This window comes from Stutzerimonas stutzeri (assembly GCF_002909485.1).
GTDB classification, from domain to species: Bacteria; Pseudomonadota; Gammaproteobacteria; order Pseudomonadales; family Pseudomonadaceae; genus Stutzerimonas; species Stutzerimonas stutzeri_AH.
Map to the genome: position 1 here is coordinate 1 of NZ_PPXG01000009.1, position 23,189 is coordinate 23,189.

Below are 23,189 nucleotides of genomic sequence, written 5' to 3' on the forward strand. Positions count from 1 at the left end.
ACCATCGGTTACGGAATGCTAGACTTCGCAGAGGAACTCAACTACGGGGTCGATCTATCAACCATCTGAGGGTGGCATCAGGTTGGTGGGGTGAAGATGCCCCATCAACCATTAAATCCGTATACCCGATTTTTGAAAGGGTTCATGGTCAAAATCCAAATAGGTGAATGGTCTGGGTCAAAGAGTCCGGCCTGCCGGTCGGCACCTTTGGGTTGTTACGGCTGCGCGGGAGAGGTGTCCCGCCGCAAGCCCGCCACCAGTACAAGAAATCCCTGCACGGCTTTTTCGGAAGCGGCGCGTGGGTCGTCTGCGCTGGCGATCCACAGCGATGCGCCCAGCAGCGCCCCGCTTATCAGGCGGGCCGTCGCCAGGGGATCGACGGGGCGTATGACTGCCTCCTCGATCAACTTCTGGAGGCTGCGGCGCGTATTCACGATGCACACGTTCTGGCTGGGCCACTGGGAGGGATCGCCCAGAACCGCTGGCCCGTCCAGCAGGACGATCCGCTGGACTTCGGGCTCGACGGCCATCTTGATGTAGCCAATGCACTCCTGAACGAAGCCGTCCCAGGTGGACTCCGCCTCCTCGACGATGACGGCCAGTCGGCCAGATATCTCTGCATCAATCTGGGCGATGACCGCCTCCAGCAGCCCTTTCTTTCCACCGAAGTGGTGATAGAGCGCTCCGCGCGTCAGTCCGGCTTGGGCCGTCAGCTCATCCATTGAACTGTCCGCATATCCCACGGTTGCGAACGCAGCGCGGGCGGCACTGATGAGCTTGGCCCGCGTTTCCTCAATCATCTCTGCACGCTTTTGTGCTATTAGGTCGTCCTCCGATTTTTCACATACGAAGTGTATGTAAATGATTGACATACGTTGCGTATGAGTGGATGATAAATGGCATACGTCACGTATGTCAAATTTTATCAACCGGGTTTCGCCATCCCTTCGAGACTGAAAACAATGAGCACATTGCCTTACCTTGCGGTCCTGCCTTCCTGGCGCCGCGCCTTGCCGTTAGCTGCGGCGAGCTTGCTGGCGCTGTCCCTAGCTGGCTGCAATAGCGACGCCGCCGACGCGGTCGCCGCCCCTCCACCCACGGTCAGCGTGGCACCTGTGTCGGTGCGCAAGATCGTCCTATGGGATGAGTTCAATGGCCGCGTCGAGGCGGTGGAAAGCGTTGCGCTGCGGCCACGTGTGAGTGGCTACATCGACAGGGTCAATTACGAAGAGGGCCAGATCGTCAAACGTGGCGACGTGCTGTTCGAGATTGACGCTCGCAGTTACCGTGCTGCTCTGGCTCGCGCGGAAGCAGACTTGGCCCGCGCCCGCACGCAGGCCGCACTGGCACGTAGCGAAGCGGCCCGTGCTCAAAAGCTGGCTTCGTTGCAAGCAGCCTCCACCGAGGAGTTGGAGCAGCGCCACGCCGCCGCCGATCAGGCCCAAGCCAACGTGCAGTTCGCCCAAGCCGCAGTCGAGACCGCCAAGTTGGATCTGTCGTTCACCCAGGTACGTTCGCCCATCACAGGCCGCGCCGGACGTGCACTGGTCACGGCAGGCAACTTGGTGAGTGCTGACGGCCAGGCCAGCATCCTGACCACCGTAGTCTCGCTGAACCCGGTGCACGTGCATTTTGATAGCGACGAGCGTACCTATCTGCGCTACGCCCACATGGCTCGCAACGGAGAGCGCCCCGACCAGCGCAGCGAAAGTATCCCGGTGCAGGTGGGCCTGGTCGGCGAGAACGGCTATCCACACGCCGGAAACGTGGACTTCGTGGACAACCGTGTCGATGCGGCCACCGGCACCATCCGCGCACGCGCCACCCTGGTCAATCCCGACGGCCTGCTTACGCCGGGCCTCTATGCCCGAGTGCGCCTGCCGGGTAGCGGCAGTTTCGAGGCCATGCTGATCGACGACAAGGCCATCCTGACCGACCAGAGCCGCAAGTACGTGTATGTGATCGATGAGAACAACACCGCCCAGCGCCGCGACATCACGCTGGGACGCAAGGCCGAAGGCCTGCGCATCGTCGAGGAAGGTCTAAATCCCGGCGACCGCGTGATCGTCAACGGCATCCAGAAGGTTTCTGTCGGCATGCCAGTGACGGCCCAGGACATTGAAATGGCGCCTGCAGGCCGACAAAACGCCCAGGCGAGCGAATGAGCGCGGAGAGCCAGCCATCATGAACTTTGCCCGCTTTTTCGTGGACAGGCCGATTTTTGCGGCCGTGCTGTCCATCATCATTTTCGTGGTTGGGTTGATCGCGATCCCGCTCTTGCCCGTCAGCGAGTACCCGGAAGTCGTGCCACCCACCGTACAGGTTCGCGCCACGTATCCTGGCGCAAATCCGCGCGAAATCGCCGACACGGTAGCCGCACCACTGGAGGCATCCATCACCGGCGTGGAAAACATGCTCTACATGAAGTCCGTGGCCGGTAGTGATGGCGTGTTGGTGCTGACCGTCACCTTCCGTCCTGGCACCGATCCCGACGACGCCCAGGTCAAGGTACAGAACCGTGTCGCCCAGGCAGAGCCGCGTCTTCCCGAAGCGGTGCGCCAGCAAGGTGTGGTGACCGTCAAACAGTTCCCCAACGAAACGCTGGTCGTGCAGTTGCGCTCGCCGGGCGATCGCTATGACGCGCTGTACCTGCGCAACTATGCCGTGCTCCATGTACGCGACGAGTTGGCACGCATCCAGGGGGTGGGCGATGCCACGATCAACGGCTCTGGCGACTACGCCATGCGCTTATGGCTGGACCCCGACAAAATTGCGGCGCTGGGTATGACCGCCGGCGATGTGGTCGAAGCCGTGCGCGAACAGAACGTCCAGGTCTCGGCCGGTCAACTAGGTGCGCCGCCCAACCCCTCGGGAAGCGACTTCCTCCTGTCCATCAATGCGCAGGGCCGGCTGGTGACGGAAGAAGAGTTCGGCGACGTCATCGTCAAGACCGGATCGCAGGGTCAGGTCACCCGGCTGCGAGATGTGGCGCGCGTGGAAATGGACGCATCCAGCTACTCGCTGATGTCGTTGCTCAACAACAAGCCTGCTGTCGCGATCTCTGTCTTTGAAGCCCCGGGCGCCAATGCCATCGAAATCTCGGATCAAGTCCGCGCGAAGATGGACGAGTTGGCCAAGCGCTTTCCCGAGGGAGTGGAATGGTCGGTGGAGTATGACTCAACTGTCTTCGTGCGTCAGTCGATCAAGGCGGTCGTCAACACTCTGCTGGAAGCCATCGGACTGGTGGTGCTGGTGGTGATCTTGTTCCTTCAGACTTGGCGTGCCTCCATCATCCCACTGCTAGCCGTGCCGGTGTCGGTGGTAGGCACCTTCGCCGTGCTGCTGATGCTGGGCTTTTCCATCAATACGCTCACGCTTTTTGGACTCGTGCTTGCCATCGGGATCGTGGTGGACGACGCGATCGTGGTGGTGGAAAACGTCGAGCGCAACATCGCCGAAGGGCTGGCGCCGCTGGCTGCGGCCCATCAGGCCATGCGCGAAGTCAGTGGCCCCATCGTCGCCATCTCGCTGGTGCTGTGCTCGGTATTCGTGCCTATGGCATTCCTGTCCGGCGTGACAGGGCAGTTCTACAAACAGTTCGCCGTCACCATTGCGATCTCCACGGTAATTTCGGCCATCAACTCGCTGACGCTGTCGCCTGCGCTGGCCGCGCGCCTGCTTCGCCCGCATGGTGCCGCGCCAGACCTGCCCACGCGGGTGCTGGATCGCAGTCTGGGCTGGATATTCCGGCCGTTCAACCGTTTCTTCCTGCGCAGCGCGGATGGCTATGGAAACAGCGTGTCGCGCATCCTCGGGCGGCGTGGTGCGGTGTTTCTCGTCTACATCGCGCTACTGGTGGCGACGGGAGCTGTGTTCAAGGCCGTCCCTGGCGGATTCATCCCCATGCAGGACAAGCTGTATCTCCTCGGTGTCATCCAGCTACCCGAGGGTGCATCCCTGGAGCGCACGGAAGCGCTGGTCCGCCGTGTGAGCGACATCGCGCTCAAGACCGATGGCGTCTACAACGCCGTGCAGTTCCCGGGCATGAACGGCTTGCAGTTGACCAACACGTCCAATAGCGGCCTAGTGTATTTCATACTCAAGCCCATCAATGAGCGCAAGCACACTGCAACCGAGATTGCGGAACAGTTGAACGAGCGCTTCGCTCAGGAGCAGGACGGTCTGGCCTTTGCCATCATGCCGCCCCCTGTCATGGGGCTGGGCGCGGGTTCCGGGTTCTCTCTTTACGTGCAGGATCGCAACCGTGAGGGCTATGCCGCATTGCAGACGGCGACCACCGAGCTGGCGACGGCCATCTCGCAAGAACCGGGATTCCAATATCCGATCAGTTCCTATCAGGCCAATGTGCCGCAGCTTGACGCCGTAGTGGACCGCACCAAGGCGAAGGCACAGGGCGTGGCCGTGACCGATCTTTTCGATACGCTGCAAGTGTACCTGGGTTCGGCGTATGTCAACGACTTCACGCGCTTTGGCCGCACCTTCCGGGTGATGGCTCAGGCGGACGCACCGTTCCGCAGTTCTGTCGAGGACGTGGTCAAACTGCGCACCCGCAACGCCAATGGCGACATGGTGCCCATCGGCAGCATGGTGGACGTGCGCAAGACATTCGGCCCCGATCCCGTCATCCGCTTCAACGGCTATCCATCTGCCGACCTGATTGGTGAGTCAGATCCGCGTCTGGTGTCGTCATCGCAGGCATTGCAGCAAGTGCAATCCATTGCAGACAAGGTGCTGCCGCCAGGCATGCAACTGGAGTGGACCGACCTCAGCTACCAGCAGGTCACGCAAAGCAATACCGCGCTGGTGGTGTTCCCGCTGGCGGTACTGTTGGTCTTCCTGGTGCTGGCGGCACTGTACGAAAGCTGGACGTTGCCGCTGGCCGTCATCCTGATCGTGCCCATGAGCCTGTTGTCGGCCATGACGGGCGTGTGGCTCGCGGGTGGTGACAGCAACATTTTCGTGCAGATTGGCTTGATAGTGCTGATTGGTCTGGCCTCCAAGAATGCCATTCTGATCGTGGAGTTCGCCCGTGAACTTGAGCGCAAGGGGCACAGCATCCTCGATGCCGCGCTGGAGGCATCACGCCTTCGTCTGCGCCCGATCATCATGACTTCCATCGCCTTCATCGCTGGCGTGGTGCCGCTGATGGTCGGTTCCGGCGCAGGCGCGGAGATTCGCCAGGTTATGGGAGTGACTGTGTTCGCCGGCATGCTCGGCGTGACCTTGTTCGGTTTATTCCTGACTCCTGTTTTCTACGTCGCGTTACGCAGGCTCGCGACGCGCAAGCCACGTCGCCAGGCAAATGTCGCCATGGAGGCCACCCATGACTGACTCCACAAGGACTGATTCCGTCATGCTTCAAACGCCATCCCGCATCCGACCATGCCTACGTCGGATGCCACATCTGGTACTGCTCCCTTTGGTGGCGTTGACGCTGGCAGCTTGCGCAGTAGGGCCGAATTACAAGGCACCTGCCGCGCCCCAGGCAGTGACGTATGCCCGCCAAGACCCCGTTGCCGTGTCCCAGCTTGTACCGGAGGCCGATGCGCAATTCTGGCGGGAACTGGATGACCCGGTGCTGCACTCTTTGGTGGAGAATGCTCTTCACGCCAATCACGACATCCGCATAGCACTGTCGCGCTACGAGCAAGCCAGCGCACTGTCGCGCGAACGTCGCCAAGACTACTATCCGACGCTGGGCGCGTCCGGTGAAATCAGTACCCAGCGCGCCAGTGCTGCACAAGCACCGGATGCGTCCCGCTCCGACCGGGATAACGATCTGCATTCGGCTGGCCTATCCGTGATCTGGGAATTGGACTTCTTTGGCCGAGTGCGGCGCAGCGTGGAATCGCAGCGCGCCGAGACCGAGGCCAGCGCAGCCGACCTGGCGGGCGTACAAGTGGCTATGGTGGCCGAGTTGACCGACGCCTATTTCCGCTTGCGCGGCTTGCAAGTGCAATTACAGGTCGCGCGGGACAACGAAATCAACCAAGCCGATACGCTGCGGCTGATCGAGGTCTTGTTCGAGAACGGCCGGGGCACGTCGTTCGATGCCGACCGCGCCCGCACGCAATTGGCGCTGACACGCTCGCGCATTCCGCCGCTTGAAGCTGAGGCTGCTGTGGCCGCCCACCGCATTGCCGTGCTCACTGGCCGCACGCCTGCGGCGATGGCCGAAGTGCTGGATCACCCCGCAGCCTTGCCTGAGCTGCCCGCCCAGATCAACGCCGGTGCACCGGGCGATCTACTGCGTCGCCGTCCCGATGTGGCTGCGGCAGAACGTAGGCTGGCTGCGGCCACTGCGCGTATCGGCGTAGCCATGGCAGACCTGTTCCCTCGCTTTACGTTGGGAGGGCTGATCGGCACGCAGGCGTTGGGCTTTGGTTCGTTGTTCGAGCGTGATAGTGAAACGCGAATGATCTCGCTCGGTGTGGGTGGTTCCTTCCTAGACGTGGGCCGGGTGCGGTCGCGCATCGCGGCGGCCAATTCAGCCACTGCCGAAAACTTGGCGGTATACGAGCGCACGGTGCTGCGCGCCATGGAAGAAACCGAGAACGCGCTGGTACGCCTATCGCGCGCGCAGACCGAGAACGCCATGCTGGTACAGGCGACCGAGGCCAGCCGCCGGGCAGCCAAGACGGCTCGCCTGCAATTTGAGGGCGGCGCCATCCATGTTTTGGATGTGCTGGAGGCCGAACGTTCACGCTTGGAGTCCGAAGACTTGCTGGCACAAAGCGCCACCCGCAGGGCGACGGCGTTGGTGGCGGTCTACAAGACGCTGGCCGGCGGCTGGTCACACGCCTTGCCCGGACCGCAGGGCGAGGCAGTCGCGCAGCGCCACAAAAGCGGCGACAGGCCTGAACTGGATGAACTCGGTGAGATGAGCGGCTACAACGCTGCGACTCTCAAACGGCCTTTGTACTGACAACAGGAGGCGAAATGGAGATTCGACACTTACGCTGCTTTCTCGCTGTCGCCGAAGAACTACATTTCGCCCGCGCGGCGGAGAGGCTGCACATCGAGCAGTCACCGCTGTCGCGCACTATCAAGGAGCTGGAGGAGAGCCTGGGCGAACAGTTGTTCATTCGTACCAGCCGCAGCACGCGGCTGACACGGGCGGGCAAGCTGTTTCTGGAGCATGTGCCGCGCATCTTCACCGCCTTGCAGCAGGCGCGCGATAGCGTGAATGCAGCCACCAACGGCTTCCACGGTCAGTTGCGTATCGCACTGTCCGACGGCATCACGCCCTCGCGCCTGCCGTCCTTGCTGGCGCTGTGTCGGCAGGAAGAACCCGAAGTCGAGATTCGCCTGTTCGAGGTACCCTTGTCGCAGCAGATCAAGGGACTGCATGACGACCTTTACGACGTGGGCTTTGCCCAGTCCGATGAAGTTGGAGAAGGCATCACTGCCGAAGCCGTTTGGAGCGATGCGCTGATGGTGGCGGTTCCTGCACGTCATCCGCTTTTGAAGCACAAGCGCATCCCGCTGGAAGAAGTGCTGCGCTATCCGCTGGTGTTGTGCGATCCGCACGTATGCGAAGGCCATGCTCGCCAAGTCGAGCGCGTACTGCGCCGGATAGATATGGAGCCGCTGATTGCCGAACGTGTGGCTTCGTGCGATTTGATGATGGCGTTAGTGTCGGCGGGCTTTGCGCTGGGCCTAGCCGGAGCGCCGCATATCGCAGGCAGCCGTGAGCCTGGGATTGTGGCTCGGCCGCTGGCGGGTCGCTCACCCATGCTGACCACTTATGTGCTGCACCGGGAAGGTGGATCCTCGGACGTGCTGTCACGCTTTATCGAGCGTGTGCAGGCCATCGAATCGCCGGACGGCATCAGAGCCACGCCCCCCCTTGAACCCGATTCCCAAGAGGAAGTCGAGTCATGACCATGAAGCAGATCGCCCCATTCCTGTTGGTCGCCGCGCTGTCCGCTTGCGGCCAGTCCGAAACACCGAAACAGGCAACCAATGTACCGACCGTGGAAGAGCTGGTCGCAGATCCTGCGCGCCTGAGGGAGCTGCGCCGCCAGTGCAAGACCGAACGCCCGACGATGGGAGACGTGCTGTGCAACCGGGTGGCCGAGGCGACGAACAAGCGCTTCTTTGGCTATGGAAACACGCCCTACACGCCGCCGAAGTTCTGATTGTTGGCTTTCTGCCGCGAATCTTGATTTTTCTTTCTCGACACGCCGCCGCGCGCTCACGCCTGCGGCGTTTTTACTGGTTTCGCCTCTGCATGACACCATGCTTTTTGCATCACCTTGCTGCCGATAACGGTCTTTGACCGGCACTGAACCGGCACCGATCCTGACGCCTGCGGCACGCCTTTGTGCCGCGTTTTCCACGGGGAATCAGCGCAGGAGAAATCGGAGGCCAGGGTATGCAAGCTCAGGGCGTGTTGTTCGGGCAGATCGCCGCCGTCTTCGGCATCGTGATCGCCGGTGTGTGGGGTGCCACGCAATGGACCGCCGCCGCCTTGGGCTACCAGCTACGCCTGGGCGCGCCCTGGTTCGACTTCCACGGCACGCCGGTCTATTACCCGTGGAAGCTGTTCGAGTGGTGGTTCTTCTTCGACGCCTACGCGCCGCAGGTGTTCGACACCGGCGGCATGATCGCGGCGAGCAGCGGCCTGCTGGCCGTGGTGGTCGCCATCGCCATGTCGGTGTGGCGCTCGCGCCAGGCGCGCAAAGTGACGACCTATGGCTCGGCCCGCTGGGCCGATGTCGCCGACATTCGCAAGGCCGGGCTGACGCAGCCCGCCGGCGTCTTTCTCGGCCAGCATGACGGCCACTACCTGCGGCACGAAGGGCCGGAACACGTCCTGACCTTTGCGCCCACGCGCTCGGGCAAGGGTGTGGGCCTGGTGGTGCCGACGCTGCTGTCCTGGCCGGCATCCGCCGTCATCCACGACATCAAGGGCGAGAACTGGCAGATCACCGCTGGCTGGCGCAGTCGATTTAGCCACTGCCTGCTGTTCAACCCGACCGATGCCAGTTCGGCGGCCTACAACCCGTTGCTGGAAGTGAGGCGCGGCGCGCACGAGGTGCGCGACGTGCAGAACATCGCCGATATCCTGGTCGATCCCGAAGGGGCGCTGGAGAAGCGCAACCACTGGGAGAAGACCAGTCATGCGCTGCTGGTCGGCGCGATCCTGCATGTGCTCTACGCGGGAGAGGACAAGACGCTGCGCGGCGTGGCGAACTTCCTCAGTGACCCGGCTTGCCCGTTCGAGCTGACGCTGCATCGGATGATGACCACGCGGCATCTTGGAGATGTACCGCATCCCGTTGTCGCGTCCGCCGCCCGCGAAGTGCTCAACAAGTCGGACAACGAGCGTTCCGGCGTGTTGAGCACCGCCATGTCGTTCCTCGGCCTGTACCGTGATCCGACCGTGGCCGCAGTCACGTCGCGCTGCGACTGGCGCATCGCCGATCTGATCGCGTCTGCATCCCCTGTGTCGTTGTATCTGGTGGTGCCGCCTTCGGACATCAGCCGCACCAAGCCGCTGATCCGGTTGATCCTCAACCAGATCGGGCGACGGCTCACCGAGTCGCTCGATGGCAGCGACGGCATTGAGCGCCGCCACAAGCTGTTGCTGATGCTCGACGAGTTCTCGGCTCTGGGGCGCCTGGACTTCTTCGAGACGGCGCTGGCCTTCATGGCCGGCTACGGCATCCGCAGTTTCCTGATCGCGCAGTCGCTCAACCAGATCGACAAGGCGTATGGGCAGAACCATTCGATTCTGGACAACTGCCATGTGCGCGTGACCTTCGCCACGAATGACGAACGCACGGCGAAACGGATCTCCGAAACGCTGGGCACGGCTACCGAACTGCGTGCGCAGCGGAACTACGCAGGCCATCGACTTGCGCCGTGGCTCGGCCACCTGATGGTGTCCCGCCAAGAGACGGCGCGGCCGCTACTGACGCCCGGCGAAGTCATGCAGCTTGCGCCAGACGAATCAGTGGTGATGGTGTCCAGCGTCGCGCCGATCAAGGCCAAGAAGTTGCGCTACTACGCTGATGCCAATTTCAAGCAGCGGGTACTGCCGCCGCCTGCGCTAACGGCAGGCCGCTATGCCGATGTGCCGCCTGCACGTCCCGATGACTGGAGCGGTTTGGCGATCCCGGCCGTGCCTGCGGCACAGGCCACGGCATCTGCCGATGACCTGGGTGGCTCCGACGACGGCGGCCCCCGCCGTCAGCCCGAGCTGTCCGAAACCGTCGCCTACGACCCCGAACCCGATTACACGCCCAGCGACTTGGCGCTGCTCGATGACGACGACATGCCCCCGCTGCTTCCCGGCCAGTTCGACCCCGCCCTGCAACGCACGGCGCGGCTGGCATCTCTCGACCCCAACGACGGAATCGACATATGAGCCAATACCGATTGAACCTGTTCATCCAGCACGAGCACGCCAAGCGTCTGGACGAGCTGGCCGCGAAGAAAGGCGTGTCAAAGTCCAGCATCGTCGCCGCTGCCTTGGCGTCCTGGCTGTCACCCGATGCCGGCGACCAGCGTGAGGCCGCCATCGCCAAACGACTGGATCGCCTGTCGCGGCAGGCCGAGCGCCTGGAGCGTGACCAGAACATCCAGATCGAGACGCTGGCGCTATTCGTCCGCTACTACCTGACCGTCAGCACGCCGGTGCCGGAGGCCCATCAGGATGCGGCTCGCGCGCAGGGCAAGGCGCGCTTCGAGCAGTTCGTCGAACAGTTAGGCCGCCACCTGCTGCGTGGCCGCAGCCTGGTACGGGACGTGGTGGAAGAACTGCATCCCCAGGATCGTGAGTTCGAGATGCGCATGGATGACGCGGCCGCGATGGCCGCCGCCCATGAACGCACTGCGGAGCGTGCGTCATGAGTGCCGTTCCTCAAATCCCGCCCGAACCGCGCTCATCCGCTGCAGCATCCCAGGATCGCCGCATCCAGATGCTGCGCACGGCGATGGGGCCGGTGATCGCCGCTGCGCTGGAAGACCCGGACGTGGTGGAAGTGATGCTCAACCCCGACCGGACATTGTGGGTGGATCGGCTGTCGTCTGGCCGTGCGCCGCTCGGCGTCGAACTGCCCGAAGCCGATGGCGAACGCATCATCCGCCTGGTCGCCGCCCATGTCGGTGCGGAGGTGCATCGCGGCCAACCGCTCTTGACCGCCGAACTGCCTGAAACCGGCGAACGCTTCGAGGGCATCCTGCCGCCCGCCGCACCCGGCCCGGCCTTTGCGCTGCGCAAGCGTGCCGTGAGCATCATCGGTCTGGATCGCTATGTGGCTGATGGCATCCTGACCACTGGGCAGGCCGAGTTTCTGCGTCATGCCGTGCGCGAGCGGCACAACATCCTGATCGCCGGAGGCACCAGCACCGGCAAGACCACGCTGGCCAATGCCTTGCTGGCCGAGATCGCCGCCACCGGCGACCGCGTGCTGGTGCTCGAAGACACCATCGAACTGCAATGCGCGGCCCGCGACCATGTGCCGCTGCGCACCCGCGCCGGCGTCGTGTCCATGACCGAGCTGGTGCGGGCCACGATGCGCCTGCGGCCCGACCGCGTGATCGTCGGCGAAGTGCGCGGCGGCGAAGCGCTGGATCTGGTGAAGGTCTGGGGCACCGGCCACCCCGGCGGCATCGCCACCATTCATGCCGGCTCCGCGTTGGGCGCGCTGCTGCGCCTGGAGCAACTGATCCTCGAAGTGGCGGTGAATCCGCCCCGCGCCCTGATCGCCGAGGCGGTCAATGTCGTGATCCACATCGCAGGCCGCGGCCGCAAGCGCCACGTCGAAACCATTTCCCGCGTCGTCGGTTTCGACGGCGCGGGCTACCGCCTGGCGGATGCGCTGGAAGCGACGCTTCCCGAGCTGCCGCCGGTTCCTCTTACAGCCGCTGCCGCTACGCCTTCCTCGATCCCTGAACAACCTGGAGAACTGCCATGACGCACGTTGATGCTTTCCGTCTTTCTGTAAACCCGCTTTCCCCGCTGCCCATGCTGGCGCGTTTGCATCGCCTGGCCCGACCCGCAGGACAAGGGTTGCTGCTCGCGGTGTTGATGCTGTTGCTGGCGGGCACGGCGCAGGCCGCCGGTTCCTCAATGCCGTGGGAAGGCCCGCTGCAATCCATTCTCGAATCCATCCAGGGGCCGGTAGCCCGCATCGTCGCGGTGATCATCATCATCGCCACCGGCCTGGCGTTGGCCTTCGGCGATACCAGTGGCGGCTTTCGCAAGCTGATCCAGATCGTCTTCGGCCTGTCCATCGCCTTCGCGGCTTCGAGCTTCTTCCTGTCGTTCTTCAGCTTCTCCGGCGGGGCCGTCGTATGAGCACGGCCACCGATCTTCCGGGCTTTGAAGTGCCGCTGCATCGCTCGCTGACCGAGCCGATCCTGCTGGGCGGTGCGCCGCGCACCGTGGCGATTGCCAACGGCACGCTGGCCGCCGCCGTCGGGCTGGGCCTGCAACTGTGGATTCCCGGCGTGGTGCTCTGGATCGCCGGCCATTCGCTGGCGGTCTGGGGCGCGCGCGTCGATCCGCAGTTCATGCAGGTCTTCGCCCGGCACATCAAGCACAAGCCGCTGCTGGACGCATAGGGGAGTGCCGACATGCTGAACCTTGCCGAATACCGCCAGCGGCCCGCACTGCTGGCCGACTGGCTGCCCTGGGCCGGGCTGATCGGGCCGGGCGTCGTCTTGAACAAGGATGGCTCGTTCCAGCGCACGGCACATTTTCGCGGGCCGGATCTGAACAGCGCCACGCAAGGCGAGCTGATCGCCACGTCGGCACGCTTGAACAACGCACTGCGCCGCCTGGGGTCGGGCTGGGCCTTGTTCATCGAAGCCGAGCGCTGCGCAGCGGCGGGCTATCCACGTTCCGATTTCCCCGAGCCGTTGTCCTGGCTGGTGGAGGAAGAACGCCGTGCAGCCTTCGAGGAATCCGGCCACCACTACGAGAGCGCCTATCACCTGACGCTGGCCTACCTGCCACCAGAAGAATCCCGCGCCCGTGCCGCCAAGATGCTCTATGAGAATGCGCCGGGCGATGGCGTGGACTGGCAGGGTCGGCTGGAAGCCTTCGTGGCGGAAACGGATCGCGTGTTCGACCTGCTCGACGGCGTGATGCCGGAGATTGCCTGGCTCGATGACAGCCAGACACTGACTTACCTGCACGCCACGGTGTCCACGCGGCGCTACCGCGTCGGCGTACCCGAGGTGCCATTCCACATCGACGCATTGCTGGCCGACTCCGCGCTGGTCGGTGGTCTGGCACCCATGCTGGGCGATCAGCACCTGCGCGTGGTGTCGGTGCGAGGCTTTCCGACCTCGACTTGGCCGGGGATTTTGGACGACCTCAACCGCTTGGGCTTCGGCTATCGTTGGGCAACCCGGTTCCTTTGCCTCGACAAAGCCGAAGCGGAAAAAGAGCTTGGACGCCTGCGTCGCCAGTGGTTCGCCAAGCGCAAGAATGTCGTCGCGCTGTTGCGTGAAACGATCTTCCAGCAGGAAAGCCCGCTGGTCGATACCGACGCCAACAACAAGGCCGCCGATGCAGACGCCGCCTTGCAAGAACTGGGCAGCGATCAGGTGGCCTTCGGCTACCTGACGGCTACCGTGACAGTGCTCGACACCGACCCTGCCGTGGCCGACGAGAAGCTGCGCATGGTAGAGCGCGTCATTCAGGGGCGCGGCTTCGTCACCATCCCCGAAACCTTGAACGCGGTGGATGCCTGGCTGTCGTCCATTCCCGGTAACGCCTACGCGAATGTGCGCCAGCCCATCGTCTCGACGCTGAACCTGACGCACATGATGCCGCTGTCCGCCGTGTGGGCCGGGCCGGAGAAGAACGCGCATCTGGATGGCCCGCCGCTGATCGTCACCCGCACCGATGGCGCGACGCCGTTCCGGCTGGTGACGCACATCGGCGATGTGGGCCACACGCTGGTCGCCGGGCCAACCGGCATGGGCAAGTCGGTGCTGCTCGCCACGCTGGCAATGCAGTTTCGCCGCTATCCCGGCTCGCGCATCTTCGCCTTCGACATGGGCCGCTCGATGCGCGCCACCATCCTCGGGCTGGGCGGCGAGCATTACGACCTCGGCAATGACGGGGCGATTGCTTTTCAGCCATTGGCCCGCATCGACCAGGAGGGCTACCGCACCTGGGCCGCCGAATGGGTGGAAGGCCGCCTGTTGCATGAAGGTGTCGTCATTGGCCCGGACGAGAAGGCTGCGATCTGGTCGGCACTAGGCAGCTTGGCCGGTGCGCCAGCGGAGCAACGCACGCTGACGGGCCTGTCGGTACTGCTGCAATCAAACGCACTGCGCCAGGCGCTCGCACCCTATGTGCTGGGTGGTGCCCACGGCAAGCTGCTGGACGCCGATGCCGACCGACTGGGCTCCGGCAGCGTGCAGGGCTTCGAGATGGAAGAGCTGATGCACAGCAAGGCGGCGGTGCTGGCCGTGCTGGGCTACCTGTTCGCCCGCTTCGATGAACGCTTCGACGGCGCACCCACGCTGCTGATACTCGATGAAGCCTGGCTGTTCCTCGATGACCCGGTGTTTGCCGCCCGCATCCGGCAATGGTTGAAGACGCTGCGAAAGAAGAACGTGAGCGTCATCTTTGCCACCCAGTCGCTGGCCGACATCAAGGATTCGAGCATTGCCCCGGCAGTGATCGAAAGCTGCGCCAGTCGGATTTTTCTCCCTAACCCGCAGGCCACCGAGCCGCAGATTCGCACGATCTACGAAGGCTTTGGGCTGAACGCGCGCCAGATCGAGATCGTGGCGACCGCGCAGCCCAAGCGTGACTACTACTACCAATCGCGCCTGGGCAATCGCCTGTTCGACCTCGACCTGGGGCCAGCCACGCTGGCCTTTGCCGGGGCTTCCATCCCGCAAGACCAACGCGACATGGATCGCGTGCTGACGCAGGCCGGCGCTCCCGGCTTCGCCGGCGCGTGGCTGCGCCATCGCGGCCTCGATTGGGCCGCCGACCTGCTGCCGTCCTCACCGGCGGCGGCTTCTTTCCTCAACTCCCCACCACTGGAGGTTTCACCATGAATACCAAGCACCGTTTGCTGTCTGCCTCGCTCGCCACCGTGCTGTCGGTGTCGCTGTTGGCCTCACAGCCTGCATCCGCACTGACGGTGTTCGACCCGTCCAACTTCGTGCAGAACACGCTGACCGCCGTGCGCACACTGGAGCAGATCAACAACCAGATTAATCAGCTCCAGAACGAAGCGCAGATGTTGATGAACCAAGCGCGCAACTTAGCGAATCTCGACTTCAACATCGTCAATCGCCTGCGCTCGACACTGGCGACTACCGAGCGCCTGATCACCGAGGCACGCGGCCTGGCCTACGACGTGCAGAGCATGGATGCCACCTTCGCCCGGCTGTACCCGGAGCAGTACGCAGCGACGGTGAGCGGCGACCAGATGCTACGCGACGCGCAAGAGCGTTGGAAGAACACCTTGAACGGCCTGCACACCGCGATGCGGATGCAGGCGCAGGTGTCGCAGAACCTGGCCCAAGACGAAAGCGCACTGGCCGACCTCGTGAGCCAGAGCCAGTCGGCCACCGGCGCGCTGCAAGCCATGCAGGCGACGAACCAGCTTCTCGCCTTGCAGGCCAAGCAGTCCATCCAGGCCCAGCAGCTCCAGATCACGCAAGACCGGGCGGCCTCGCTGGAACTGGCGCGGCAGGCGGCGGCCACCGAGCGCGCCCGCGAAGTGCGGCGGCGCTTCCTCGGCACCGGCACGCCGTACACGCCGCAGTCCGTCAACTTCTACAACAACTGACAGGAGGCGGCCATGCGATGCGTTCACGTCCTGCCGGTTTCGTTGCTGGCCGTGCTGCTGACCGCGTGCGGCCAGCAACCGGCCGAACACCTGGCCGCGACCTTGGCCGCCGATGCCGTGCGGCTCAAGGCGCTACGCGCGCAATGCGCGGCCGACCGGCAGGCCGTGGGCGAAGACGCTTGCCGCGCCGCCGCCGACGCCTTCCGGCGGCGCTTCTTCGCCGGCCACACCGGGCCGGACGAATACGGCTCGCTGGCCGACCTGCCACCGATCCCGGCGAGCTTCGACACGCCCACCGATGACGCTGGTGATGCGCCGCTCGCCGCTACGGAGGACACGCCATGAATGACGTGACCATCATCGACAAGTTCCTCGATACATTCTCGCGCTACATCGACTCCGGTTTCGGACTGCTGCAAGGCGAGGTGGCGTTCCTGACGGCCACGCTCATCGTCATCGACATGACCATCGCGGGACTGTACTGGGCCATGAGCCATGCGACTGGCCAAGGCGAGGACGTGATCGCCAAACTGGTTCGCAAGGTGCTCTACGTCGGCGCCTTCGCCTACATCATCGGCAACTTCAACTGGCTGGCAAGCATCGTGTTCCGCTCGTTCGCCGGTTTGGGCATCACTGCCACCGGCTCGGCCATCACGATGGAGAACTTTCTTCAGCCGGGGCGACTGGCAAAGACCGGCATCGACGCGGGTGCGCCGATCTTGGAACAGATCGGCGACATGGCGGGCTTCCCCGAGGTGTTCGTGAACATCGACCCCATCGTGGTGATGTTCCTCGCCTGGCTGGTGGTGATCCTGTGCTTCTTCGTGCTCGCGGTACAGCTTTTCATCACGCTGATCGAGTTCAAGCTGACGACGCTGGCCGGCTTCGTCCTGATCCCGTTTGCGCTTTGGAACAAGACGAGCTTCCTGGCGGAAAAGGTACTCGGCAACGTGGTGTCGTCAGGCATCAAGGTCTTGGTGCTGGCCGTCATCGTCGGCATCGGATCGGGCCTGTTCACGGAGTTCCAGGTTCACCCCGACGAGCCATCCATCGACCACGCGCTGGTCGTGATGCTGGCCTCGCTCGCCTTGCTGGCGCTCGGCATCTTCGGCCCCGGCATCGCCACGGGCCTCGTGTCCGGTGCGCCGCAACTCGGCGCGGGCGCGATGGCCGGCGCGGCGGTTGGTGCTGTCGGCACGGGTGTTGCCATCGGCGCCGCCGCTACTGGCGTGGGCGGCGCGGTCATGGCTGGAGCGCGCATGGCCCCGGCCGCCGCCAAGCTGGCCGGCGCGGGTGCGCGTGCCGCGACCTCGGCGGCTGGTAGCGCCCGCTCGGCGTTCCAGGCCGGTTCCGCCGCTGCTGGCGGCGGGGCCAGGGGTGCAGCGGCTGGCCTAGGCAATGTCGCCAAGACGGGCGCACAGGCGGCGGGCCGCCGCGCCGCGTCTGGCGCTTCCGCTGCCGGGCAGAAGGTGGCCGATTCATTCCGCGCCGGCTGGAACGGCACAGGCGCTGGCGCTGCTGGCGCAGGCCAGGCCGCCGCTGGCGAAGCAGCAGACGGTGCTGCCGGCTCGCCCAAGCAGGAACAACCCGCCTGGGCCAAGCGGATGCACCGCCGCCAGCAAATCACCCATGCCGCGACCACCGCCGCCCACACGCTTCGCGGGGGCGACGGCGGCGGCTCCGGGCAAGGCCCGAGCCTGCGCGATTCCGATACCTGACCTTCAAGGAGAAACCCATGCGATTCAAGCGACCGCAGGTGCGCTATGCCGACACGCCGCAGCCTGCCACCCCATACCAATCCGCCGCCCAAGTTTGGGACGACCGTATCGGCTCGGCCCGCGTACAGGCGAAGAACTGGCGTCTCATGGCGTTCGGTTGTCTAGTGCTGGCACTGCTGATGGCCGGTGGCCTGGTGTGGCGCTCGGCGCAGTCCATCGTCACGCCCTATGTCATCGAGGTGGATGAAGCCGGCCAGGTGCGCGCCGTAGGCGAAGCCGCCACGCCGTACCGGCCAGGCGATGCGCAGATCGCACACCACTTGGCGCGCTTTGTGACGATGGTTCGCTCGCTGTCCGTCGATCCCATCGTCGTGCGGCAGAACTGGCTCGACGCCTACGACTACACGACCGACAAAGGCGCGGCCGCGCTCAACGATTACGCCCGCACCAATGACCCGTTCGCGCGCATCGGCAAGGAGTCGGTGACGGTGCAGATCACCAGTGTCGTCCGCGCAAGCGACACGTCATTCAACGTGCGCTGGACGGAACGCCGCTATGTCAACGGCGCGGCCGCCGGGCTGGAGCGGTGGACGGCCGTGGTGTCCATCGTCCTGCAAACCCCGCGCACCGAAGAACGCCTGCGCCGCAATCCCTTGGGCATCTACGTCAATGGCCTGGCGTGGAGCCGCGAACTGGATTCTTCCGAAGGAGCCAAGCCATGAACCTGCCTTTCCGCTTTTACGCTTTGCCGTCGATCCTGCTTGCCCTTGCGGGCTGCGCCTCGCAGGGCAAGCCGCCTCCGGTCATTTCGCTCGATGGGCCGGTGCAGGCGCAACCGCTGCCCGAGCCGCCCAAGCCGGTCGAAGTCGTGGCCGTCCCCGAGCCGCTGGCGCTGCCCGCGCAGTTGAAGCCGCTGCCGGAGGTCGATATGGCCCCGGCTGCGCCGGAGCCAGCCGACGAGAAGGTGCGCGTTTCGCGCGCCAACGCCGAGGCGCGCATCGCGCCGACCCGCGAGGGCTACGTCAATGCGATTCAGGTGTGGCCCTTCACGGACGGCGCGCTCTATCAGGTCTATGCCGCGCCGGGGCGCGTGACCGTGGTTTCCTTGCAGCCCGGCGAGGAACTGATGACGGTCGCCGCTGGCGATACCGTGCGCTGGATCGTGGGCGATACGTCCAGCGGCAGCGGCGAAGCGCTGCGCGTCAATGTGCTGGTCAAGCCCATCCGCTCGGGCCTGAAAACCAATCTGGTCATCACCACCAGCCGACGCACCTACCTGCTGGAACTGACCTCGACGGAAAAGGCGTGGATGGCCTCGGTGTCCTGGGACTATCCGAAAGACCGGATGCTGGCCTTGCAGCGCCAGTCGCAGGCGGCCAGCGCCGCCGCGCCGGTCGATACTGGCTTGTCGCTGGAGAAGATCCGTTTCCGCTACGCGGTCAGCGGTAGCAATCCGCCGTGGAAGCCGCTGCGCGCCTTCGACGACGGCGAGAAGGTCTATATCCAGTTCCCGCCCGGCATCGCGCAAGGCGAATTGCCGCCCTTATTCGTCATTGGTGCGCAGGGCGACGGGCAACTGGTGAACTACCGCTTCCGCTCGCCGTACTACATCGTGGATCGGCTGTTCGGCGCGGCTGAACTGCGCCTGGGCGGCGATGGCGGCGACGTGGTACGCATCGAGCGCACCGATGGCGTGGCGCGGAGGAACTGACCATGAGCCAGGACGACACTCCCGACCTCGCCACGCCGCAGGCGGCGGACAAGATCGCGCCCGAGGCGGTGGCGCTGCGCGCGCAGCCGCGCCCGGTCACGCGCCTGAACCGGCGCACCCTGGCCATCCTTGCCGGCGGCCTCGCGGTCGCCGTGCTCGGCGCGCTGATGTGGTCGCTGCAACCGCAGAGGCGCGGAGCCAGCGAGCAGGCCGAGCTTTACAACGTCGATCGCGTCTCGAAGTCGGAAGGGCTGGATGCGCTGCCGGCGGATTACTCGAAGCTGCCGCCCGCCGTTCCCGAATTGGGGCCGCCGCTGCCGGGCGATCTCGGCCCGGCCATCGTGAAGTCGCAGCAGCCGGTGACGGCCGCCTATGCGGCCCCCGGCCACGATCCGAACGACGCGCTGCGCAAGGAAGCCGAAGCGGCCGCGGCTTCGTCCGTGTTCTTCCGTTCGGGTGCGCAGGCGGCTGCGCCGGTCGCGCAGTCGCAGGTCGCCGCCGCGCCGGGCTTCGCCGCCAATGCGGCCTTCGACCCGATGGCCGCAGGGCCGGCTTCGACGGCGGCCCTGCCTGCCGACCCGACCGCCGTGCAGAACCGGCAAGACCAGAAAGAGGCTTTTCTGAAAGGTGGTTCTACGGAAACCCGCAATTCCGGCAACCTGACCCTGCCGGCTTCGCCGTACCAGGTCATGGCCGGAACGGTGATCGCAGGTGCCTTGGTAACCGGCATCAAGTCGGACTTGCCGGGCGACGTGATCGCCACGGTGACGGAGCCGGTCTATGACACGGCGACCGGGCGCTTCCTGCTGATCCCGCAGGGTTCGCGCATTTTGGGCCGCTACAACAGCCAGGTCAGCTACGGGCAGAGCCGGGTGCAGGTGGTGTGGAACCGGATCATCCTGCCGGACACGTCATCGCTCACGCTCGACAACCTGGCCGGCACCGACCCGGCCGGCTATGCCGGCCTGGAAGACGATGTGGATTGGCATTGGGATCGCATCTTTGCCGGCGCGGCGCTGACCACGCTGCTAGGCATCGGCGCCGAGCTGGCCGCGCCGGAGAACCGGCAGGACGGCGATCGCATCATCATCGCCGGGCGCGACAGCGCGCAGGACAGCATCAATCAGGTCGGCCAGGAGATGACCCGGCGCAACCTCAACATCCAGCCGACCTTGACCAGCCGGCCCGGCTTGCCGGTGCGGATCATCGTGGCGCGCGATCTGGTGTTGCGTGCCTATCAGCCGCTCTTTTTCAACAAGGGAACTTCACGATGAGCACGACCAGGAAATTGCGGCTTGGCCCTCTGCCTCGCCATGAAGTCATGAAGCTGACCTTCTCCTGCCCGGCCAGCCTGAAAGCCGACCTCGATGCCTACGCCGCGCTGCACGCGCAGGCGTATGGCGAAGCGGTTGATGCGGCCACGCTGATCCCGCACATGCTCGAAGCCTTTATGGCGGGGGATCGAGGATTCAGGAAGGGAAGTGTGGGCAAGGCCGCAGCCCCTAAGCCTGGTTGACGATGCAGACGCATCCGCCATACGCGCACGATGAAAGCGCAGCCCGAGGGCTGCGCTTTCGCTTTGAGAGGTGGTTTGTGACACGCTAGGGCTATGATGACGATGCGACCTTGCCCGCTGTGCCGCCCCTGGGTTTGCCGCCGCGAAGCGCCTATCCGGCACCTAGCTCGAAAAGAGACAAGCGTACGCGATGGCCGAAATCTGGCCTAACCTGTTGCCCCATAAGACCTTTCGCGCCGATGCATCCCTGCGCCAAAGACTTGACAGCGGACATTTTTTATGTCCGGCGGGCGGGGGCTGAAATCAGCTTTGCCTTGCACTCCGATTGACTGCGCTGCCTGCCGAGGATCGTTGAGCACCTGCTGCGGTCTACTCCGGTATACCGCGCTACGGCTCAGACCGGGGGCGAGCGCTCGATAGCCGTGGGGCACGAGCGTGCATCTTGAGCAGTCCATGGAGCTATCCACCAATATGATGAATGCGGAAACGCTGCAGCGCTCACGTAGGGTCGTCGTGACCTATGCCAACCGCTTACGTGAGCCACAGCATGAGAAAGTCGTGCATGCGGCCCTGGCCGAGCGCCTCGCTGCATTGCTGGGTTTGAGTTATGGCGGTGAGTACGACCCGGCGGGGCGCTATGAGGCCCAGCCTTATCTGGTGCCCTCAGGCACCGTAATCGGCCTACGCGAAGCCCAGGCGCTGGGGCTGAACGAAGAGGGTGATCTGTTTGGCGGTGTCGTGCCGCAGGCTTTTGTCGAGACCAAGGCGATCACCCATCCGCTGGTGCGCCCGGATGCCGTTGCTCCGGTGGGTTGGTCGCGGGAGTTCAGCAGCCAGGTCAAGGGCAGCGTACTGGCGGGATACAGCGCCTTCAGCATCGAGGATGCGCGTGATGCTGGTCGGCGCTTGCTGCGCGAGGGGGCGGTGCGGATCAAGCCGGTGCGCGCCACGGGCGGGCGTGGGCAGCAGCGCGTCAATGACAGTGATTCCCTGGATCAGGCTTTGTTTGCCCTCGATGAGAAGGAGTTGGCCGAGTACGGCCTGGTCCTGGAGGCGCATCTGGATCGTGTTACCACTTTCAGTGTCGGTCAGGTGCGGGTCGGCGGACGGCTGGCGAGTTACTACGGCACGCAACGTCTGACTCAGGACAACGCGGGCAACGAGGTCTATGGCGGCTCCGATCTGGTGGTCGTCGACGGTGATTTCGATGCGCTGCTGGCGCTGGATCTGCCGGAGACGACACGTCTGGCGGTCAGTCAGGCCCAGGTCTATGACGAAGCGGCGTCGGCCTGTTATCGGCAGTTCTTTGCTTCTCGCCGCAATTACGATATCGCGCAGGGCATCGATGGCCGTGGTCAGCCACGTTCCGGCGTTCTTGAGCAGTCATGGCGTATAGGTGGTGCAAGCAGCGCGGAGATAGCCGCGCTGGAAATATTCAAGCAGGGCGCCTCCGCGCGGGCCGTGCGGGCCTCTTCGCTTGAGTTCTATGGGCAACAGCAGAGCGTGCCGGCCGGGGCGAGCGTGCTGTATCGGGACGAAGACGCAGATGTTGGATTCATTACCAAGTGCGTGATGGTGGAGGAATATGGCGACGCATAGCGAGATGGTCGACATTCTGGTGGGCGATGAACATATCGCTGGGACCTTTCTATCCCCTCCGGAAAAAATGCCAGGGGTGCTCTTCGTGCACGGCTGGGGCGGCAGTCAACAGCGCGATCTGAGCCGCGCGCGGGGCATTGCCGGGCTTGGCTGTATTTGTCTGTCGTTCGATCTGCGTGGGCACGCGCAGACTCGCGCACAGCAGGAGACGGTGACCCGCGAGCAGAATCTCGATGACTTGTTGGCGGCCTATGATCTGCTCGCCCAGCATCCGCATATCGACCCAGCAGCAATCGCCGTGGTGGGCACCAGCTACGGTGGCTACCTCGCGGCGATCCTCACTTCGCTGCGATCGGTGAAGTGGCTGGCCCTGCGCGTGCCGGCGCTGTACCTCGACGATGAATGGCAAGTACCCAAGCGGCAGCTCGATCGTGACGTGCTCAACCAGTTGCGAAGCAGGCGGGTATTGCCGAAGGAGAATCGCGCACTGGCGGCATGTGCCGATTTTCGCGGCGACGTACTGATCGTCGAGTCCGAGCACGACACATTCGTGCCTCACGAAACGATCATGAGTTACCGCGCCGCCTTTCACAGCACCCATTCACTGACTCACCGCATCATCGATGGTGCAGACCACGCCTTGAGCAACGAGCGCTGTCAGGAGGCCTACACCTCGATTCTGGTGAATTGGGCGACCGAGATGATCATCGGCGCGCGTCTCGACGAGAAATCCGCTGAGGGCTTCAAGGCAGTCGAAGAGTCCTGACCTTGGGCGGCAGAGAGTGTTGTCGGAAGAGGCCAGCGCTGAGTGCCGGCAAGGGTGGATTTCAGCCCGCCGGCAATGA

Annotated in this window: 21 protein-coding genes; 20 read left to right on the plus strand and 1 reads right to left on the minus strand. The window is 64.3% G+C overall.

Annotated elements, in window-relative coordinates; all coding sequences use genetic code 11:
• Positions 1-215: 215 nt before the first annotated feature.
• A complete protein-coding gene (locus CXK91_RS19315; protein ID WP_033961699.1) occupies positions 216-821 on the minus strand; it encodes a TetR/AcrR family transcriptional regulator in 606 nt (201 codons plus the stop codon).
• 141 nt (positions 822-962) lie between these two features.
• On the opposite strand from CXK91_RS19315, the gene CXK91_RS19320 reads away from it, so the two are divergent.
• The 20 genes from CXK91_RS19320 to CXK91_RS19415 all read left to right on the plus strand — a co-directional run bounded on the left by CXK91_RS19320 (position 963) and on the right by CXK91_RS19415 (position 23,110).
• On the plus strand, positions 963-2,165 hold the full coding sequence (locus tag CXK91_RS19320) for an efflux RND transporter periplasmic adaptor subunit (protein WP_023110674.1): 1,203 nt from the start codon (positions 963-965) through the stop codon (positions 2,163-2,165).
• A 19-nt stretch (positions 2,166-2,184) separates the two neighbouring features.
• Positions 2,185-5,352, plus strand: a complete 3,168-nt coding sequence (locus CXK91_RS19325; RefSeq protein WP_004350825.1) for an efflux RND transporter permease subunit — start codon at positions 2,185-2,187, stop codon at positions 5,350-5,352.
• Positions 5,353-5,416: 64 nt separating this feature from the next.
• Entirely contained in the window at positions 5,417-6,946 is a 1,530-nt protein-coding gene (locus CXK91_RS19330; protein ID WP_008294935.1) for an efflux transporter outer membrane subunit, read from the plus strand.
• A 14-nt stretch (positions 6,947-6,960) separates the two neighbouring features.
• Positions 6,961-7,905, plus strand: coding sequence for a LysR family transcriptional regulator (locus CXK91_RS19335; RefSeq protein ID WP_004350822.1), 945 nt, complete (start codon positions 6,961-6,963; stop codon positions 7,903-7,905).
• Between the two features lie 2 nt (positions 7,906-7,907).
• Positions 7,908-8,162, plus strand: coding sequence for an EexN family lipoprotein (locus CXK91_RS19340; RefSeq protein WP_024718240.1), 255 nt, complete (start codon positions 7,908-7,910; stop codon positions 8,160-8,162).
• A gap of 236 nt (positions 8,163-8,398) precedes the next feature.
• Positions 8,399-10,396 carry a conjugal transfer protein TraG gene (locus CXK91_RS19345; protein WP_008294936.1) on the plus strand — a complete coding sequence of 666 codons (1,998 nt, stop codon included), beginning with the start codon at positions 8,399-8,401 and terminating at the stop codon, positions 10,394-10,396.
• Positions 10,393-10,881, plus strand: a complete 489-nt coding sequence (locus CXK91_RS19350; RefSeq protein WP_008294937.1) for a ribbon-helix-helix protein, CopG family — start codon at positions 10,393-10,395, stop codon at positions 10,879-10,881. The genes CXK91_RS19345 and CXK91_RS19350 overlap by 4 nt, the downstream gene beginning before the upstream one ends.
• The gene (trbB, locus tag CXK91_RS19355; RefSeq protein ID WP_022960601.1) at positions 10,878-11,948 is read left to right on the plus strand and encodes a P-type conjugative transfer ATPase TrbB; all 1,071 of its coding nucleotides are present in this window, start codon (positions 10,878-10,880) and stop codon (positions 11,946-11,948) included. The genes CXK91_RS19350 and trbB overlap by 4 nt, the downstream gene beginning before the upstream one ends.
• On the plus strand, positions 11,945-12,331 hold the full coding sequence (locus CXK91_RS19360; RefSeq protein ID WP_022960600.1) for a TrbC/VirB2 family protein: 387 nt from the start codon (positions 11,945-11,947) through the stop codon (positions 12,329-12,331). The genes trbB and CXK91_RS19360 overlap by 4 nt, the downstream gene beginning before the upstream one ends.
• Positions 12,328-12,597, plus strand: a complete 270-nt coding sequence (locus tag CXK91_RS19365; RefSeq protein WP_003462917.1) for a VirB3 family type IV secretion system protein — start codon at positions 12,328-12,330, stop codon at positions 12,595-12,597. Before CXK91_RS19360 ends, CXK91_RS19365 begins: the two co-directional genes overlap by 4 nt.
• 12 nt (positions 12,598-12,609) lie before the next feature.
• Positions 12,610-15,060 carry a conjugal transfer protein TrbE gene (trbE, locus tag CXK91_RS19370; protein ID WP_103457685.1) on the plus strand — a complete coding sequence of 817 codons (2,451 nt, stop codon included), beginning with the start codon at positions 12,610-12,612 and terminating at the stop codon, positions 15,058-15,060.
• Complete coding sequence (gene trbJ / locus CXK91_RS19375; protein WP_023110638.1) at positions 15,057-15,800, plus strand: P-type conjugative transfer protein TrbJ; 744 nt, start codon at positions 15,057-15,059, stop codon at positions 15,798-15,800. The genes trbE and trbJ overlap by 4 nt, the downstream gene beginning before the upstream one ends.
• 12 nt (positions 15,801-15,812) lie before the next feature.
• Positions 15,813-16,145 (plus strand): hypothetical protein, encoded by a 333-nt coding sequence (locus tag CXK91_RS19380; RefSeq protein WP_023110637.1) that lies wholly within the window; start codon positions 15,813-15,815, stop codon positions 16,143-16,145.
• The gene (gene trbL / locus CXK91_RS19385) at positions 16,142-17,518 is read left to right on the plus strand and encodes a P-type conjugative transfer protein TrbL (protein ID WP_023110636.1); all 1,377 of its coding nucleotides are present in this window, start codon (positions 16,142-16,144) and stop codon (positions 17,516-17,518) included. The genes CXK91_RS19380 and trbL overlap by 4 nt, the downstream gene beginning before the upstream one ends.
• 17 nt (positions 17,519-17,535) lie before the next feature.
• On the plus strand, positions 17,536-18,240 hold the full coding sequence (gene trbF, locus CXK91_RS19390) for a conjugal transfer protein TrbF (RefSeq protein WP_023110635.1): 705 nt from the start codon (positions 17,536-17,538) through the stop codon (positions 18,238-18,240).
• Entirely contained in the window at positions 18,237-19,229 is a 993-nt protein-coding gene (gene trbG / locus CXK91_RS19395) for a P-type conjugative transfer protein TrbG (RefSeq protein WP_023110634.1), read from the plus strand. The genes trbF and trbG overlap by 4 nt, the downstream gene beginning before the upstream one ends.
• Before the next feature lie 2 nt (positions 19,230-19,231).
• Complete coding sequence (locus CXK91_RS19400) at positions 19,232-20,503, plus strand: TrbI/VirB10 family protein (RefSeq protein ID WP_023110633.1); 1,272 nt, start codon at positions 19,232-19,234, stop codon at positions 20,501-20,503.
• A complete protein-coding gene (locus CXK91_RS19405) occupies positions 20,500-20,745 on the plus strand; it encodes a DUF2274 domain-containing protein (RefSeq protein ID WP_023110632.1) in 246 nt (81 codons plus the stop codon). Before CXK91_RS19400 ends, CXK91_RS19405 begins: the two co-directional genes overlap by 4 nt.
• Before the next feature lie 471 nt (positions 20,746-21,216).
• Entirely contained in the window at positions 21,217-22,344 is a 1,128-nt protein-coding gene (locus CXK91_RS19410) for a DUF3182 family protein (RefSeq protein ID WP_103457814.1), read from the plus strand.
• Positions 22,331-23,110 (plus strand): alpha/beta hydrolase family protein, encoded by a 780-nt coding sequence (locus CXK91_RS19415; protein WP_103457686.1) that lies wholly within the window; start codon positions 22,331-22,333, stop codon positions 23,108-23,110. Before CXK91_RS19410 ends, CXK91_RS19415 begins: the two co-directional genes overlap by 14 nt.
• Positions 23,111-23,189: the final 79 nt, after the last annotated feature.

What these genes read in the sequence shown, in the direction of transcription:
- CXK91_RS19320 (WP_023110674.1), top strand. Translation starts at nt 963, where the DNA reads ATGAGCACATTGCCTTACCTTGCGGTCCTGCCTTCCTGGCGCCGCGCC.
- CXK91_RS19325 (WP_004350825.1), top strand. Translation starts at nt 2,185, where the DNA reads ATGAACTTTGCCCGCTTTTTCGTGGACAGGCCGATTTTTGCGGCCGTG.
- CXK91_RS19330 (WP_008294935.1), top strand. Translation starts at nt 5,417, where the DNA reads ATGCCACATCTGGTACTGCTCCCTTTGGTGGCGTTGACGCTGGCAGCT.
- CXK91_RS19335 (WP_004350822.1), top strand. Translation starts at nt 6,961, where the DNA reads ATGGAGATTCGACACTTACGCTGCTTTCTCGCTGTCGCCGAAGAACTA.
- CXK91_RS19340 (WP_024718240.1), top strand. Translation starts at nt 7,908, where the DNA reads ATGAAGCAGATCGCCCCATTCCTGTTGGTCGCCGCGCTGTCCGCTTGC.
- CXK91_RS19345 (WP_008294936.1), top strand. Translation starts at nt 8,399, where the DNA reads ATGCAAGCTCAGGGCGTGTTGTTCGGGCAGATCGCCGCCGTCTTCGGC.
- CXK91_RS19350 (WP_008294937.1), top strand. Translation starts at nt 10,393, where the DNA reads ATGAGCCAATACCGATTGAACCTGTTCATCCAGCACGAGCACGCCAAG.
- trbB (WP_022960601.1), top strand. Translation starts at nt 10,878, where the DNA reads ATGAGTGCCGTTCCTCAAATCCCGCCCGAACCGCGCTCATCCGCTGCA.
- CXK91_RS19360 (WP_022960600.1), top strand. Translation starts at nt 11,945, where the DNA reads ATGACGCACGTTGATGCTTTCCGTCTTTCTGTAAACCCGCTTTCCCCG.
- CXK91_RS19365 (WP_003462917.1), top strand. Translation starts at nt 12,328, where the DNA reads ATGAGCACGGCCACCGATCTTCCGGGCTTTGAAGTGCCGCTGCATCGC.
- trbE (WP_103457685.1), top strand. Translation starts at nt 12,610, where the DNA reads ATGCTGAACCTTGCCGAATACCGCCAGCGGCCCGCACTGCTGGCCGAC.
- trbJ (WP_023110638.1), top strand. Translation starts at nt 15,057, where the DNA reads ATGAATACCAAGCACCGTTTGCTGTCTGCCTCGCTCGCCACCGTGCTG.
- CXK91_RS19380 (WP_023110637.1), top strand. Translation starts at nt 15,813, where the DNA reads ATGCGATGCGTTCACGTCCTGCCGGTTTCGTTGCTGGCCGTGCTGCTG.
- trbL (WP_023110636.1), top strand. Translation starts at nt 16,142, where the DNA reads ATGAATGACGTGACCATCATCGACAAGTTCCTCGATACATTCTCGCGC.
- trbF (WP_023110635.1), top strand. Translation starts at nt 17,536, where the DNA reads ATGCGATTCAAGCGACCGCAGGTGCGCTATGCCGACACGCCGCAGCCT.
- trbG (WP_023110634.1), top strand. Translation starts at nt 18,237, where the DNA reads ATGAACCTGCCTTTCCGCTTTTACGCTTTGCCGTCGATCCTGCTTGCC.
- CXK91_RS19400 (WP_023110633.1), top strand. Translation starts at nt 19,232, where the DNA reads ATGAGCCAGGACGACACTCCCGACCTCGCCACGCCGCAGGCGGCGGAC.
- CXK91_RS19405 (WP_023110632.1), top strand. Translation starts at nt 20,500, where the DNA reads ATGAGCACGACCAGGAAATTGCGGCTTGGCCCTCTGCCTCGCCATGAA.
- CXK91_RS19410 (WP_103457814.1), top strand. Translation starts at nt 21,217, where the DNA reads ATGATGAATGCGGAAACGCTGCAGCGCTCACGTAGGGTCGTCGTGACC.
- CXK91_RS19415 (WP_103457686.1), top strand. Translation starts at nt 22,331, where the DNA reads ATGGCGACGCATAGCGAGATGGTCGACATTCTGGTGGGCGATGAACAT.